The sequence below is a fragment of the Sorangium sp. So ce119 genome (assembly GCF_051524405.1).
In the GTDB taxonomy this organism is placed as follows: domain Bacteria; phylum Myxococcota_A; class Polyangia; order Polyangiales; family Polyangiaceae; genus Sorangium; species Sorangium cellulosum_G.
Window position 1 is genome coordinate 4,829,814 of sequence record NZ_CP150310.1, and the last position, 14,952, is coordinate 4,844,765.

The window sequence follows — 14,952 nt, forward strand, 5'->3', positions numbered from 1 at the left end:
CCCGGCGCCGGCGCCCAGCGCTGAGCCACCCCCGTCGCGCGGCCGCACCCGGCGGCGACCGCGCTCCTCGCGCCCGGCGGCGCTACCCCGCCTTGGACCGCGCGACCACGGGGATCACGCCCGTCCCGGAGACGGCGCGCGTGAAGTCCAGCCCCGTCAGCACGCCGCGGAGCCGCCGCCCCTGCACCACCAGCACGCGCCGCGCCTGCGCCGCGTGCGCGGCGGCCGCGGCGCGGTGGAGCGGCGTGCGGACGTCGAGACAGACCATGGCGGGGCTCATCACGTCCTCGACCGGCGAATCGGACAGCACGCCGTGCGCGAGCAGCGCCTCCGTCTGCGTGAACATCCCGACCGGCCAGCCGTCCGGATCCACCACCACGAGCCCGCTCACCTGCGCGGTCGTCAGCCGATCGGCCGCGAGCGCGAGCGGCGCGTCGAGCGGGATCGTGTACGCCGGGGCCGACATGAGCTCGCCGATCGCCGTCGCGTCCCGCGCCTCGACCAGGGCGAGGAGGAGATCCTTCGTGCTGAAGACGCCGATCAGCTCGTCGCCCTCGCGGACGAAGACCCTGTGGATGCGGTGCTTCAGCAGCACGCTCGCCGCCTGGACGACCAGCGTCGTGCGCCCGACCGTGATGATCCCCGGGCGCAGCACGTCGCGCGCCGGGACGTCGGGCAAGGTGAGCAGCATCCCGCGGCTGTTCGTCTTCGTCTCGAACTGGCCGAGCCGCAGCAGATCGGTGCGCGACAGCACGCCGATCGCGCGCGACGCCGCGTCGACGACGGGAACGCAGGAGATCGCGTGCTCACCGAGGGCGCGGTGCACCTCGGGCAGCGGCGTCGTGTCGGGCGCTGTGATGACTTCGCAGGTCATGTAACGCGAGACGGGTGTCGCAAAGCGCATCATGGGGGATTCCTCGAGGACGCCGGCGCGGATTCTCGGGCAGGCGGCGCACCAGCGCGCATCGAGAACAAAAGCAAGAAGCGATCCGTAATGCGGGAACACGCCATCGAGCCCAGGAAGGCAAGGTGGGAGGCAGGGCGCAGCGCCCGAGCGGGCCGAGCAGAGCCCGACCCCGCCGTTGACGCGAGCGCGATGCGAGCGCAGGCGCGGCGCGTCGGCGCGCGATCTGCGCCAAGGTGTGTGGCGAGCTGGGCAGCTCGCCGACGACCGGACCGATGTGGCCCTGTTCCGTGAGCGATGTCCCAAAATGCATCACGTGGGGAGCCCTGGCCACGTGGCCGTCAGGGCACAACCGCGGTGGAACCCGCGAGAGACCCCGGGTCGCCCGGCCGCCGGGGAGCATCGCATCTGCCGCGAGCTCCCGGTGGCCGGGTCCCGGTGATCCTTCTCAGGCGATCCGCGGCTGACCCGCGGAGCGCGCGGCGGCCTCTCGACGTCCCGAGGGCTCGTCGCGCCGCGGTCAGGGGGCGGTTCTCACCTGCGCTTTCTGCGTGCGCTCCGGGTCAGTACGGCCTGTTGTAGCCGCTGCAGCCGGCGGGCGCGAACGAGCCGCTGTTGCCATAGCCGCCGTTGTTATAGCCGCTCCAGGGACGATAGGGGTTGCCATAGCTGAATGGATTGCCGTAGCCGTAGTCACCGTAGCCGTAGTTGCCGTACGGCTTCCAGCTGTTGCTCCAGGGGCTCCACGGCTTCGAGCCCCATCCATCGTAGACCGGCGGGTAGCTGGGCAAGCTACCCCAGCTCGGGCCGCGGCCCCAGGAGCCGCTGCAGTCCCGGGGCTGATAGCCGAACAGCGCCTGAGAGGTCTCCTCGACCTCCACGGCCTCGGCCTCCGCGTCGTCCATGTCGATGTCCTCGGCGCCTGCCTCACCCACCGCGCACCCGGTGGTCAGGGCGGCCATCGCCATCGCAACATGCATCCACCTGCTATTCACCAGCTCGATCATTTCTCCTCCTTCCACGGCCCGCGACATCCGCGGGACCGTCGCGCCAGTCGGTTTGCGCAGAGAGCAGCGCTCGTGCCCGAGAGCCGTGTGCAGAGGCTGCCGCCCGAGGGCGCGCGCAGCGGGCGGGAGGCGCCGACAAACCGACATTCCTAAACAGCGCCCGGCCCTCGAGCGACGGCCCGTTCACCCGCGCCGGATCACTGGGCAGATAAGGCGCTCAGAGGCGCGCTCATCGCGCCCCGAAACCACGGCAGCCCCTCGCGAAGCGCCGCGGCTCCGGCAAAAACGCGCCTTTCACGAGCTATCGATTTCTCGCCGCAGGGCGCCTCGACGGGGCGTCTCCGACGATCCGAAAGCCATCTTACCTACAAGGTGGACCAGGGGGCGACAGCGACGCAGCGATACCCACCTCGTCGCGGGCGACCGGCGCCGTCGCGTTCGCGGTGCTCACCCATGTTGCCGGCGCCAGCGCGCGCGAGAGCGCCCGTGAACGGCGCACTCGGCGCCCCGCGATGCGCGCGGCAGCGGTCCTGTCGAGCCGGTCGCCGCCGGGCCGCTCAGGGCGCGGCGATCCAGGTCTCCCAGGCTCGCGTGAAGTCGTCGGCGCGGATCTCGTGCCCGCGCCCGGGGTGCACCACGAGCTCGTGCTCCCACCCGTGCTGGGTGAGCACGTCGGCGAGGTTCTCGGCGCTCGCGATGGTGGAGGAGAGCTCCTGTGCGCCGACGGCGATGTAGATCGGCGGCCTCTCCTGCGAGAACAGGTGCTCTTCGATGACCATGCGCCCCGCGCCGACGAGGCCTGCGCCGTCGACCTCGACGAGGCCTTCCAGCGCCACGTAGCTCGCGAAATAGCCCCCGTTGGAGAAGCCCATGACATAACGCCGGCCGAACGTCTGGCCGAGGATCCGCGAGAGCAGCGCCTCCGCGCTCATCCACGCTTCGATCAGGGCGGGCGCCGCGGCGTCGACCGTCTCGCGGCGCGTCGGCCAGCAGAAGGACGTCTCCACGGACGGATCCCAGGTGCAGAGTCCCGGTCTGCCGCGCGGGAACACGGCGACGACCCCGAGCGCCTCGGCGGCCTCCGCGGCGATGGCCTGCAGCCCCACGGGCAGGGAGTCGGGCGCCATGGTCCCGTGCAGCACGTAGAGGATCGGCGCGCCGCGGGCGGCGGTCTCCGGCACATGGAAGCAGGTGTGATCGTCCAGGCCGCTCCACCCGGCCGAGCACCAGTCCGTCTCGACCGGCTCCCAGACGAGCGCGCCGCCCTGGCCCCCCTCACCGCCCTGTCCACCGTCGCCGCCCGCGCCGGAACCGCCGCTGCCGGCCGCCGCGTCGACCGAGGCGGCGCCGCCCTCACCGCCGTCGCCCGCGCCCGCGCCCTCGCCGTCGCCCGCGCCCTCGCCGTCGCCCGCGCCCCCGGCGGCGCCCGCGGTCCCTGGATGTCCCGTATCCGCTGTATCGCCCGCGCGCGGCGCGCCGCCCGCCGCGCCGTCGCACGCGGCCAGCGCGAGCGCGAGCGTCACGAGCGGCGCCGCGCGGCCCTTCAGGATCCACCCGCCGTGTGCCGTGTCCATGCCCTCTGTCACGGTGCCCTGTCGCGCGCGGCGCCGCAACGCGCGCGCGGGGAGTTTCTTGCGTGGGTGGGACACGCGGCGCGCTGGAATGTAGGCTCGCCCCATGTCCCGCCTCGTCGCGCGCCCCGCGACCCCCGCCGATTACGACCATTTCGCCCGGCTCTTCGTGGAGCTCGACACCGGCAACCCCGTCTTGCCCCGCGATCGCTGGCAGAGCGCCCTGGCCAGAGACACCCTCATCTTCGAGGAGCGCGGCGAGGTGGTCGCCTACGCCTATGTCCAGACGCTGCGCGGGGTCGGCTACGTGCGGCACGTCGTCGTCGCGCCGTCCCACCGCGGCCGCGGCGTCGGCGGCGATGTCATGCGCGCCGTCGCCGCGCACCTCCGCGGCCGTGGCTGCTCGCGGTGGTGCCTCAACGTCAAGCCGGACAACACCGCTGCCGTGCGGCTCTACCGGAGCATCGGTATGGAGCACGCCTACGTGATGACCACGTTCGAGCTCCCCTGGGATGCCCTGGCGCGCCTCCCGCGCCCTTCCCGCCCGGTCGTCGCCCGGCCGGCGCAGCCGTCCGACGACGCCGCGATCGAGGCGGCGTTCGCCCTGGTGTCCGGTCAGGTCGCCGACGCCCGCGGCCGGGGCGGCCTCGTGCTCCTCTGTCTCGTCGACCCCGCGACGCCGGACGCCGCCCCGCTGGGATTCGCCAGCTTCGACCCGTTCCTGCCCGGCGCCTTCCCCTTCCGCGTGGCCGCCCCCGAGCTCGCCGCGCCCCTGCTCGACGCCATCCGCCCCCACGCCCCGCGCCCCCCCGAGGCTGTCCTCGTCACGGTCGAGGACGACGACGCGCTCGTCGCCGTCCTACGCGATACCGGCGCGCCCGTGCAGCTCGTCGGCGCGCACTTCCGCGGCGAGATCCCGGCCGCCGGCTGACCCGCGCAGGCCGCTTGCCCTCGGCGCGACGCCGCAGTACCGAGCCGGCCATGAGCCCACTCCCCGGCCTTCCCGGCGACTTCCTCGCGGCGCTCGCGCGCGAGTTCCCCGCGGATCTCCTCTCCACGGACGCGGCCGACCTCGCGACGTTCGGCCGCGACTGGACCAAGGTCCACGAGCCGCGGCCCTCGGCGATCGCGCTCCCGCGCTCGACGGACGAGGTCTCACGGCTGCTCCGCCTCTGCTCCGAGCACCGCGTCCCGGTCGTGCCCTCGGGCGGGCGCACGGGGCTCGCGGCCGGCGCCGTGGCGGCCAAGGGCGAGCTCGTCGTGTCGCTCGAGCGCATGCGGCGCATGGGGCCGGTCGACGTGCTCGGCGCGACCGTGCGCGTCGAGGCCGGCGCCGTGACCGAGGCGGTGCACCAGCACGTCGCCCCGCACGGCCTGACGTGGCCGGTCGACTTCGCGTCGAAGGGGTCGAGCCAGGTGGGCGGCAACATCGCGACGAACGCCGGCGGCGTGAAGGTCATCCGCTACGGCCTCACCCGGCAATGGGTGCTCGGGCTCACGGTCGTCACCGCGAGCGGCGCGGTGCTCGACCTGAACGGCGCGCTCGAGAAGAACAACACGGGGATCGACCTGCGCCAGCTCTTCATCGGCAGCGAGGGCACGCTCGGGATCATCACCGAGGCGACGCTCAAGCTCACGCGCGTGCCCGAGGGGCTCAACGTGTTCCTGTTCGCGGTGCCGGACCTCGCGGGCGTGCTCGCGCTGTTCCGCGAGGCCCGGATGGGGCCGTTCGTGGTGATGGCCTACGAGTTCTTCACGGAGAAATGCCAAACGCGCCTGCGCCGGCACCGGAACGTGCGCATGCCGCTCTCCGCGCCGTCGGACTACTACGTGCTCATCGAGGTCGAGCGCGGCGAGCCCGAGGCGCTCGACGCGTGGATCACCTCGCTGTTCGAGCGCGGCCTCGTCACCGACGGCACGCTCGCGCAGCACTCCACCCAGGCCGCCGAGCTCTGGGCCCTCCGCGAGGGGATCAGCGAGAGCCTGTCGGCCACCGGGCTGCCGCACAAGAACGACGTGTCGCTCCCCATCCAGGAGCTCGAGGGCTTCTGCTCCGAGCTCGAGAGCCTCTTCGAGGCCCGCTATCCAGGGTGGGAGATCGCGCTCTTCGGCCACATCGGCGACGGCAACCTCCATATCAATGTGATGAAGCCCGACAGCCTCACCCGCGAGGAGTTCCTCCGGCGCACCCACGAGGCGGATCACGCGATCTTCTCGCTCGTGAAGAAATACCGCGGCAGCATCTCGGCCGAGCACGGGATCGGCCTGCTCAAGAAGGACTACCTGCCCTACTCGCGCTCGGCCGAGGAGCTCGCGATCATGCGGTCGATCAAGCGGGTCCTCGATCCGCTGAACCTCATGAATCCAGGCAAGATCATCGACGTCTGATCGCGCCCCCGGGTCGCCCGCGGCAAAGGCATCTCGCAGGCGCCGCCCGGGGGCGATGGACAGACGCGCTCCGACCCGGACACAACCCCTCTTCTCCCGCCGCTTCCGCTGCTCCCGATCGCTCCCGGCCGCCGTCGACTCCGTCGAGGCCAACGTGGCCTCGGCGACCCGCATCGCCACGCTGGAGCGGCGTCGCCCAGGGGTGCGCGCGCGGTCATACTCCCTGAGATACGTATGGGAGTGTTCGACTGGCTCAGGCGATGGCGTGCCCCTCAGGCCCGGACGGAAGCGCCGCTCCCGCCCAGAGAGGTGTCCGATCCGCCCGCGCCCTGCCCGCCGGCAGCGACGGCGGAAGCGAGCCGTCCCGAGCCGGCCGGGCGCTTCCCGCCGTCGGCGACGCGGTCCTGGGTGGTCGAGGGGTACCGGGTCGAGGCCGATCTCTCGCGTCAGGCGCTCTGCCTCTCTGTGCCCGCCGAGTACGGCGCCGAGGACGGCGAGCCCGAGCTCTTCCCCACGCTCCGGGCGGCCAGGCTCCCTTCGCGCATGGTCTCGGCGGCGATGCTCGCGCAGAAGGCCAAGCAGTTCGACGACGGGCTGATCGCGGCGGTGGAGCTCGCCGCGCAGCGGGGCGCCGGGCTGCTGCGCGGCAAGGCGTACCTGCTGGAGACGTGGCTCGCCTCGCTGGCCCACGGCTCGCCCGCGGCCCCGGCCGCGCTGCTGCTCGCCGCCGCGCGGCTCGGCGGGGTCGCCCCGGAGGTGCCGCGCGCGCTCGCGGCCGACGTCGCGCGCCTGCTCGACGAGTTCCTCGCGGACGAGCGCCGCTCGAAGCCGCTCGGGGTTCACACGTGGAGCGAGCCGCTCCGGCGCGCCTTCCAGCAGGACCGGCTGCTCCAGACGCCGCTGCGCGAGCCCGGCCCGATCGAGGCGCTCGCCCGCGTCCTCCGCGAGGAGGCGGCCGCGCGGACCACGTACGAGGGCATGCTCGCCCTCGCGTCGCGGCTCACGGGCCCGCTGGACATGCCCGACCTCACGCCCGTGCTCCGCTCGCTGGATCGCGGCCAGGTCGAGGTGGGGCCCGCGCACGCGATCTTCCCGCCGTCGCGCTCGCTCGAGACCGACCTGGCGATGAAGCTCTTCGAGGATCAGCCGGTCCCCGAGGGGTTCGACCTGATGGGCGAGCTCGCGGCGCGCATCCGCGACGGCGGCGTGGACCTCCGGCCGACGGCCAGCTCCGGCTGGTACGATTACCAGACCTGGTCGCTCGAGCCGCTCGTCGCGCCGGAGCGCGCGCCCGAGGCGCCGCGCGTGTCGCTCGAGCGCAGGTACCGCGAGCTCCTGCTGGAGCTGTTCCAGGGGATCCTCGCGCTCACGCGCGAGACGCACGTCAAGCAGCTCGCCGTCCCCGCGCTGAGCTGCGCCCCGCCGTTCGTGCGCCGCCGTCCGGGCGTCGTCGTCGACGTCCTGCCCGAGCTCGCCGCCGAGCCCACGGCGTCGTATTTCCTCCGCCGCGCGCTCGGATACCGCTTCGTCCGCCAGGTGCTCGAGGGCGCGTTCGGCGCGGACGCGCTCGCCCGCATCGCGCGCCTCACGCCCGAGGGGCCCGTCGGACTCCCGCTCTCGGAGGAGCTCGCCCAGGTGGAGGGCCTGTTCTTCGGCGCCGCCGCCGCCGTCGCGCGCGATCTCGGGATGTCGCTCGACGAGGCCATGGATCCGGCGTTCCGCGCCGCGTGCGCGGCCATGGGCCTCCTGCCGGACCGGGACGGCGCGCTCGGGTCGGGGCGCGGGCGCGAGCATGACGCGCAGGCGTTCCGGCGCTGGAGCGCGCTGGAGGATCGCGACCTCGGGCGCGACGCCCGGATGATGGTGCCCGTCTTCCACGACCGCGAGCGCCGGAAGACCAGGGCCTGGGTCTTCCTGGGGTGGAGCGCCCAGCGCGTGCTCGTGTCCTTCCAGCAGCCGCCCGCGGTGCGGGTCCTCTCGCCCGACGGCCGCCAGGCGTCGCCGCCCGAGGTGGAGGTGCGGTTCGGCGTGCTCACGCACGACCTGGCCTATCCGGTGATGGCGGAGATCACCGTGGATCGCCTGCTCGACCGGGACGAACTCCGGGCGATCTGCGACAGGCACCGAACCCGGAGCGCGATCGTGGCGGCCCTCCAGGGGGCCGGCCGCGCGAGCGCGCAGCGCCTCGGGGACAGGCTCGACGAGGCGCTGCGCCGGCGGGCCTGATCCGTCCCGGGGGTCGGCCGCGGCGCCGCCGCTCGTGCGCCCCTCATTCATTCGCGACGTCGCGCCCGCCACGCTGGCGTTCGTCGATTGGCTTCGTGATAGAACCGCGGCGCGCGGCGTCGATCGACAGGAATCTCAGCGCGCGACCTGCCCCGGGGCACCGGCGGCCGACCTGCGGAAGGAAGAGACGATGACCCTCGACGAGTCCAAGCTATCGCACCGGTTCACCGAACGAAGCGGCGTCCGCCTTCACTACGTCGAGGCGGGCGAGGGGCCGCTCGTCGTGCTCCTGCACGGCTTTCCCGAGCTCTGGTACTCATGGCGGCATCAGATCCCCGCGCTCGTCGAGGCGGGATATCGCGTGATCGCGCCGGACATGCGCGGCTACAACCTCTCGGACAAGCCCGCTGGCGTCGCGGCGTACGCGAGCAGCGAGCTGACCGCGGACGTGGCGGCGCTCATCCAGGCTGCGGGCGTGGAGCGCGCCGCGGCCGTCGTCGGCCACGACTGGGGCGCCGGCGTCGCCTGGCCGTTCGCGATGCGGTATCCCGACCTCCTCGAGCGGCTGGTCATCGTCAACGGCCCTCACCCCGCGACGATGCTCGCCGCGCTCCGCACGCCGCGGCAGCTCCGCAAGAGCTGGTACATGTTCTTCTTCCAGATCCCGAAGCTGCCCGAGCTGCTCCTACAGTCGACCGATTACGCGTTGTTCCGCGCGGCGGTGAAGAACGACCCGTGTCGCCCGGGCGCGGTCACCGAGGACGATCTCGCGCGTTACCTCGAGGCGTGGTCGCAGCCGGGCGCGCTCACGGCCACGATCAACTACTACCGCGCCGCCTTCCGCCCGAGCAGCCTGCTCCAGTCGGGCAAACCACCCCGCGTCGACGCGCCCGTGCTGATCATCTGGGGTGAGCACGACCGCTACCTCGGCCCCGAGGTCGCCGTGCCCGATCCGGCGCTGGCCCCCGATGTCCGGCTCGTCCGCATCCCCGACGCGAGCCATTTCGCGCACTACGATCGGCCGGAGAAGGTCAATCAGCTCCTCCTCGACTTCCTGCGGTGAGGCCCGCGCCGCGCGCTCCTCCGGCGAGGCGCGGGAGGGCGAAGGCCGCGCGCGCGGCGGCAAAGCGGCTTTCCGCCGCCACGGACCTGTTTGACACGGCGGAGCGGCCGATGGAACCTGCCGGGCGATCATGCTCCGCCGCATCCCTGATCGGAATATCTGGCTCATCTACGGCGCGATCTTCCTGCTCGGGCTCGCGTACGGCATCGCGATCTCGCTCACCGCGGTGTTCCTCGACGCGCGCGGCTTCAACAAGCGCGACATCGGGCTGCTCGCGTCGTGCTTCGCGCTCGGCATCGTCCTGCTCTCGCTCCCGATGGGCGCGCTCATCCGCCGGTTCTCGGCGAAGGCGACGCTGGTCCTCTCGCTGGCCGGGTACGCCGCGGCGGTCGGCGTCTTCCCTTTCCTGCCGGGCTTCGCCTCCATCGCGGCGGTCCGCTTCCTCGACGGCGCGTGCTCGGTCGGCATCTGGGTGAGCTGCGAGACGATCCTGCTCGCCCGGTCGGACAAGGACAACAAGGCGTTCGTCACGAGCCTTTATGCCGTCGCGATGGCGCTCGGCTACGTCCTCGGCCCGCTCTCCGCGAAGGGCATCGTCGCGCTCTCCTCGATGCCGTCGGCGTTCGTGATCTCGTGCGTCATCTCGGCGGCCTCCGCGCTGCTCGTGCTCGCGCGCCTCGACCGCGACCCGCCCGAGGCGGCGGCGCACGGCGAGGCCGGCGCGCTCCCCGGCGCGGAGCCGCCGGCGTCCTCCGCCTCGATCCTCTGGCGCATCAAGACCGCGTGCTTCGCGACCTTCGCCTACGGCTATTTCCAGGCGTCGGTCGTCCTGTTCCTCCCGCTGTACCTGATGGCGTCGAAGGGCGTCACGCTCGAGCAGACGATCCTCATCCCCGCCTATTTCGCGGTGGGGATGCTCTCGTTCACCAACGTCTTCGGCCGCATCGGCGACCGCCGCGGTCACCTGTCCCTCATGCGCGTGCTCGGCGTGGTCGGCACGCTGATGATCCTCGGCTTCGTGTACCTCGATCAGTATGCGGCGATGTGCGTCGCGGTGTTCATCGCGGGCGCGACGCTCGCGTCGATCTCGCCGCTGAGCCTCGCGCTCCAGGGCGTGGTCACCGCCCCGCGCGACTACGCCCGCGCGAACTCGCTCTACAACGTCTTTTACGCCGCGGGGATGCTCCTCGGCCCCCCCGCGTCGAGCGCCCTCTACGAGGCGGAGGGCGGGGTCGCGATGCTCTACCACCTGGCGGCGCTGTGGGCTGCGTTCGTCGTGTTCACGATCGTCTTCTCGGGCGACGACCCCGCCTCGCGCCGGGGCGAGCGGGACAGTCTCGAAGTCGCGGCCTGAGCGGGGATCTCTCGTGGACGAGGGCCACGAATCCGAGCGGGTGCGTCAGCGTCGCGACCTCGCCGGCGCGCCAGGGGACGTCGACGTGCTCGACGTCCCCTGGCGATCGCCACCTGGCCTGCGCGCCTCGTCACCCGGTCCGGGCTGCGAGCCACTGCTCGCCGCGTCCCGTGTCGATCCCGAAGTGGCGCAGCCCCGGGAGGACCACGCGCCGCATGGTCTCGTCGAAGATCCGCCTGCGTTCGCCGCGGCCGAGGGCGCCGAGGCCGGACAGCGCCTCTTGCTCCGGGTGCTCCGCCCATGACGAGAACACCTCTTCGTGCACGGTGCCGGCGAGCATGGCGGGGAGGTGTTGGCCAATGACGTCGGCGCAGCCGCGCTGCCGTTCGGCCGCGAGGTGCGCCCAGCCGAGCCGCGCGTGGTCCACCTCGTCGCGGAGGATCTGCTGCATGGTCTCGCGCACGCAGGGGTCGGTCGCCCGCTCGACCATCTCGCCGAGGAGCGCCGCGCTGAGCGTCTCGGTGACGCACGACATCGCGACGACCTCGTAGAGCAGCCGCTCGCGCCGCTCGAGCCCGCGCGGCGCCACCTCGGCCGCCCCCGCGACCGCTCTCGGGGTGAAGGCCGCGCCCCCGAGCTCGGCCGCGAGCGCCGCGCACTGGTCCGCGTGGCGCCGCTCGTCCGCCGCCGCCGCGCGCGCCATGGCGACCACGGGTGCCACGGCGCCGGCCGCCTCGAGCTGCTCGGCGAGCCGCGAGAACCGCGCCGCCGCCTCGAGCTCCGCGTGCGCCCGGCCCCGCCAGACCCCGGCCGCGGCCCCGCGCGCCCCAGCCGAGCTGCCGTCAGCCACCACAGCACCCCTCGCCGTCGTTGCCCGCCTCACAGAACGCTGCGCAGCACGGCTCGGTGTTGAGGCACGCGCCCATCCAGCAGCAGGGGCAACCGCACGCGTCATCCGGCGCTACCTGTTCCGAGCACTCGAGGCTGTCCTCGCCGCCCGCGCCGTCGCCTCCGCCGCTCCCCACAGAGACGCTCGCGCCGCCCTCACCGCTCCCCGCCGTCGCGCCCCCGCTCCCCGCCGTCGCGCCCCCGCCGCCTCCGTTCCCGCCCTCCCCGCCGCTGCCGCTGCTGGCGGTTCCGCCGCCCCCGCCCTCCCCGCCGTTGCCGGTGGCGCTCCCGCTCGTCGTGCCCGTGGTCCCCGCTGCGCCGGCGCCGCCGCCGTCGTCGCTGCAAGCGGCGAGTCCCACGGCCGCGCCGCTCACGATCAGCACGTTGAAGAGCCTCTCGATCTTCATCGCAAGTCCTCCAGGTCAAGCCAGGCGAGCCCCGGTCCTGCCGCCCCTGCGCGGCCGGTCTCCCGGTCACCTCGCCTCGGATAGCCCCCGAGATTGCGCCACCTCGATTCGCCTGTGAATCGGCATTTTCGACACATCATTATTCGGCCTTGCCGAACAATGGTGCGCCTCGCGCCCGCAAGCGCATGCTCCGCGCCTGGCTCACGAGCCCCGCTCTCGACGGTGCTCACCGCTCGTCAGCGACTCACGATACGCCTTGGCGACCGGATCTCGCCCTCCCTCATCGACCGTAGGCCAGGCCAAGGAATCCCCCCCTTGAGCAGCCCTTCCAGCGGAGAAATTGAACAGGGAGGCGGGGAGACAGGGAGTATTTCGAAGATCTTCCTCCCCGCCTCCCCGCCTCCCTGTGATTTTTTTCCGAGGAATCTGAGGAGATTCCTCGCTAGGCCGGGCCCGCGCCGATCCGGCTCAGTAAAGCACGCGCGTCCGGATGCTCGTCTCGAGCGCCCCGATACGCCGGCTCACCTCCGCGGACACGTCCTGCGACAGGTCCATGATGAGGTACCCGATGTTCGCGTCCGTCGACAGCACCTGGCTGTCGATGTTGGCGTTCACGTCCGACACGATGCGGTTCACGTCGCGGAGCACGCCGGGCACGTTGCGGTGCACGTTGAGGACGCGGTGCGTGCCCTTGAGCGGCGGCAGCTCGACGTTCGGGAAGTTCACCGCCCCCGTCGTCGCCCCCGTCGTCGCGAACTGCGTCAGCGCCCGCGACACCTCCCGCCCGATGGCCTCCTGCGCCTCCTCGGTCGACCCGCCGATGTGCGGCGTCAGGATCACGTTCGGCAGCTCCCGCAGCTCCGTGTTGAACCCGTCCGAGTTCGACTCCGGCTCCTCCGGGTACACGTCGATCGCCGCGCCCGCGAGGTGCCCGCTCTTCAGCGCCTCGGCCAGCGCCGGGATCACCACCACCGTCCCGCGGCTCGCGTTCAGCAGGTACGACCCCTTGCGCATGTGCGCGAGCTCGGCCGCGCCGATCATGTTGTGCGTCTCCGGCGTCGCCGGCACGTGCAGCGACACGTAGTCCGACTCCGCGAGCAGCGCCTCGAGCGTCGGCAGCGGGCGGTTGTTGCCCATCGGGAGCTTCTGCGCGATGTCGTAGTAGACCACGCGCATGCCCATCGCCTCGGCGAGCACGCCGAGCTGCTGGCCGATGTGGCCGTAGCCGATGAGGCCGATCGTCTTGCCGCGGATCTCGTAGCAGGCCTTCGAGACCTTCTTCCAGGTGCCGGCGTGCACCTCGCGCGACCTGTCGCCGAGCTGCCGGGCCAGCATGACGCACTCGGCGATGATCATCTCGGCGACGCTGCGCGTGTTGCTGAACGGCGCGTTGAACACCGGCACCCCGCGCCGGTTCGCCGCGTCCAGATCGACCTGGTTCGTGCCGATGCAGAAGCAGCCGATGGCGAGCAGCTTGTCGGCCTTCTCGAGGACGCGCGCCGTCACGTGCGTCTTGCTCCGGATGCCGACGACGTCCACCCCCGCGAGCGCGGCGATGAGCTCGTCCTCCTTCAGCGCGGAGCTCCGCGTCTCGATCTCGAACGACCGAGACCGAAAGAGCTCGTGTGCGCTCTGGTGGATGTTCTCCAGCAGGAGCACCTTGACGGGCTCCTTCACGGCCGGGGGGGTGGTCTGAAACTTCGTTGAAGAGGAGGTCATGGGCTTCATCCGTCAGGGCCACCTCTACCGCAACTTCGCCGGTTTGCATCTCGGATCCGATCGGTCGCCACCGCGCCGGGCCGCCGTCCTCGCTCCCGCGCATCCGTTGCGCGCGGCAGACTGCCGCGCCGCGTGGCCCCCCCGGGCGCCGCAAAGGAGACGGCCCGCCGATCGCAGGCTAGATTGGGCTGCATGCGCCACCGCGAACACGCCCGACTCTCAGCCTCGATCGCCGTCGCCGCGCTCGCCGCTGCCCTCGTCGTCGCCCCGGGATGCAAGGAGAGGCCCACCCCCGGCGACCCCCAGTCGCCGAGCGCGACGAAGGTCCCGGACGCGCCCCCCACGCCCTCGACGATCGACGTGCTGCCGCCCCCCGTCCCGCCGCCCTCGAAGGGCGCGCTCATCGAGGACGAGCGCAACACCATCTCCGTGTTCCGCGAGGTCGCCCCCGCGACGGTGTTCGTGACGCAGAAGCGCCTCGTGGTGGACCGCTTCTGGGGGACCGCGGTCGAGGTGCCCGCCGGCTCCGGCTCGGGCTTCGTCTGGGACGCCGACGGGCACATCGTCACCAACTTCCACGTCGTGGACAACGCCCAGTCGCTCATCGTCCGGCTCCAGGGGGAGAAGACGTTCCCGGCGCGGGTCGTCGGCGTCGAGCCACGCAAGGACATCGCGGTGCTCAAGATCGACGCGCCGAAGGAGATGCTCAAGGCGATCCAGGTCGCGCCGCTGCGCGAGCCGCTGGAGGTCGGGCAGAAGGCGATCGCGATCGGCAACCCGTACGGCCTCGATCACACGCTGACCACGGGGATCATCAGCGCGCTCGGCCGCCAGGTCGAGGGCGCGGGCGGCGTGACCATCCGCGACATGATCCAGACCGACGCCGCCATCAACCCCGGCAACTCCGGCGGCCCGCTGCTCGACTCGAGCGGGCACCTCATCGGAATGAACACGATGATCTTCTCGAAGAGCGGCGCGTCCGCCGGCATCGGCTTCGCCGTGCCCTCGACGACAATCGCGCGGATCGTCCCGCAGATCATCAGGACCGGGAAGGCCGAGCAGGTCGGCCTCGGCATCCAGCTCGACCCGGCCCACCGCCTCGAGCGCCGCAACGGCATCCGCGGCGTCATCGTGATGGGCGTCGTCCCGGGCGGCCCCGCCGAGAAGGCCGGCCTGCGCGGCCTCTCCGAGGGCGACCGCGGGCTCGTGCTGGGCGACGTGATCGTCGGCATCGACGGCACGCCGGTCCCCGACTACGACGCGCTCTACAACGCGCTCGACAGCAAGAAGCCGGGCGAGAAGGTCAAGGTCGACCTGCTCCGCAACGGCCAGAAGACCACGGTCGAGGTCGCGGTCGAGCTCCTCTCCTGAGCGGCGGAGCCCCCGCGCCGTCGGCCCCGGACGGGCGGGGCGCGGGGCGCGGGG

General features: G+C 72.5%; 12 protein-coding genes. 6 read left to right on the plus strand and 6 right to left on the minus strand.

What is annotated here, in order from left to right:
• Positions 1-82: 82 nt before the first annotated feature.
• The 3 genes from WME76_RS18175 to WME76_RS18185 form a co-directional block, all read right to left on the minus strand.
• Positions 83-907, minus strand: a complete 825-nt coding sequence (locus WME76_RS18175; RefSeq protein WP_437961351.1) for a CBS domain-containing protein — start codon at positions 905-907, stop codon at positions 83-85.
• Between the two features lie 560 nt (positions 908-1,467).
• Entirely contained in the window at positions 1,468-1,899 is a 432-nt protein-coding gene (locus WME76_RS18180) for a hypothetical protein (protein ID WP_437961352.1), read from the minus strand.
• A gap of 569 nt (positions 1,900-2,468) precedes the next feature.
• Positions 2,469-3,485, minus strand: coding sequence for an alpha/beta hydrolase (locus tag WME76_RS18185; RefSeq protein ID WP_437961353.1), 1,017 nt, complete (start codon positions 3,483-3,485; stop codon positions 2,469-2,471).
• 103 nt (positions 3,486-3,588) lie between these two features.
• On the opposite strand from WME76_RS18185, the gene WME76_RS18190 reads away from it, so the two are divergent.
• From WME76_RS18190 to WME76_RS18210, 5 genes are all read left to right on the plus strand, one after another.
• Entirely contained in the window at positions 3,589-4,413 is an 825-nt protein-coding gene (locus WME76_RS18190; RefSeq protein ID WP_437961354.1) for a GNAT family N-acetyltransferase, read from the plus strand.
• Positions 4,414-4,463: 50 nt separating this feature from the next.
• Positions 4,464-5,870 (plus strand): FAD-binding oxidoreductase, encoded by a 1,407-nt coding sequence (locus WME76_RS18195; protein ID WP_437961355.1) that lies wholly within the window; start codon positions 4,464-4,466, stop codon positions 5,868-5,870.
• 408 nt (positions 5,871-6,278) lie between these two features.
• On the plus strand, positions 6,279-8,096 hold the full coding sequence (locus WME76_RS18200) for a hypothetical protein (RefSeq protein ID WP_437961356.1): 1,818 nt from the start codon (positions 6,279-6,281) through the stop codon (positions 8,094-8,096).
• A gap of 190 nt (positions 8,097-8,286) precedes the next feature.
• Positions 8,287-9,159 (plus strand): alpha/beta fold hydrolase, encoded by an 873-nt coding sequence (locus WME76_RS18205; RefSeq protein ID WP_437961357.1) that lies wholly within the window; start codon positions 8,287-8,289, stop codon positions 9,157-9,159.
• Positions 9,160-9,289: 130 nt separating this feature from the next.
• On the plus strand, positions 9,290-10,513 hold the full coding sequence (locus tag WME76_RS18210) for an MFS transporter (protein WP_437961358.1): 1,224 nt from the start codon (positions 9,290-9,292) through the stop codon (positions 10,511-10,513).
• Positions 10,514-10,643: 130 nt separating this feature from the next.
• On the opposite strand, the gene WME76_RS18215 is transcribed toward WME76_RS18210, so the two are convergent.
• From WME76_RS18215 to serA, 3 genes are all read right to left on the minus strand, one after another.
• Positions 10,644-11,363, minus strand: a complete 720-nt coding sequence (locus WME76_RS18215) for a ferritin family protein (protein WP_437961359.1) — start codon at positions 11,361-11,363, stop codon at positions 10,644-10,646.
• Positions 11,356-11,808, minus strand: a complete 453-nt coding sequence (locus tag WME76_RS18220) for a hypothetical protein (RefSeq protein ID WP_437961360.1) — start codon at positions 11,806-11,808, stop codon at positions 11,356-11,358. The genes WME76_RS18215 and WME76_RS18220 overlap by 8 nt, the downstream gene beginning before the upstream one ends.
• A gap of 468 nt (positions 11,809-12,276) precedes the next feature.
• Positions 12,277-13,536 (minus strand): phosphoglycerate dehydrogenase, encoded by a 1,260-nt coding sequence (gene serA, locus WME76_RS18225; RefSeq protein ID WP_437961361.1) that lies wholly within the window; start codon positions 13,534-13,536, stop codon positions 12,277-12,279.
• Positions 13,537-13,719: 183 nt separating this feature from the next.
• Here serA and WME76_RS18230 point away from each other — a divergent pair, with 183 nt between their 5' ends.
• Positions 13,720-14,898 carry a S1C family serine protease gene (locus tag WME76_RS18230; protein WP_437961362.1) on the plus strand — a complete coding sequence of 393 codons (1,179 nt, stop codon included), beginning with the start codon at positions 13,720-13,722 and terminating at the stop codon, positions 14,896-14,898.
• Positions 14,899-14,952: the final 54 nt, after the last annotated feature.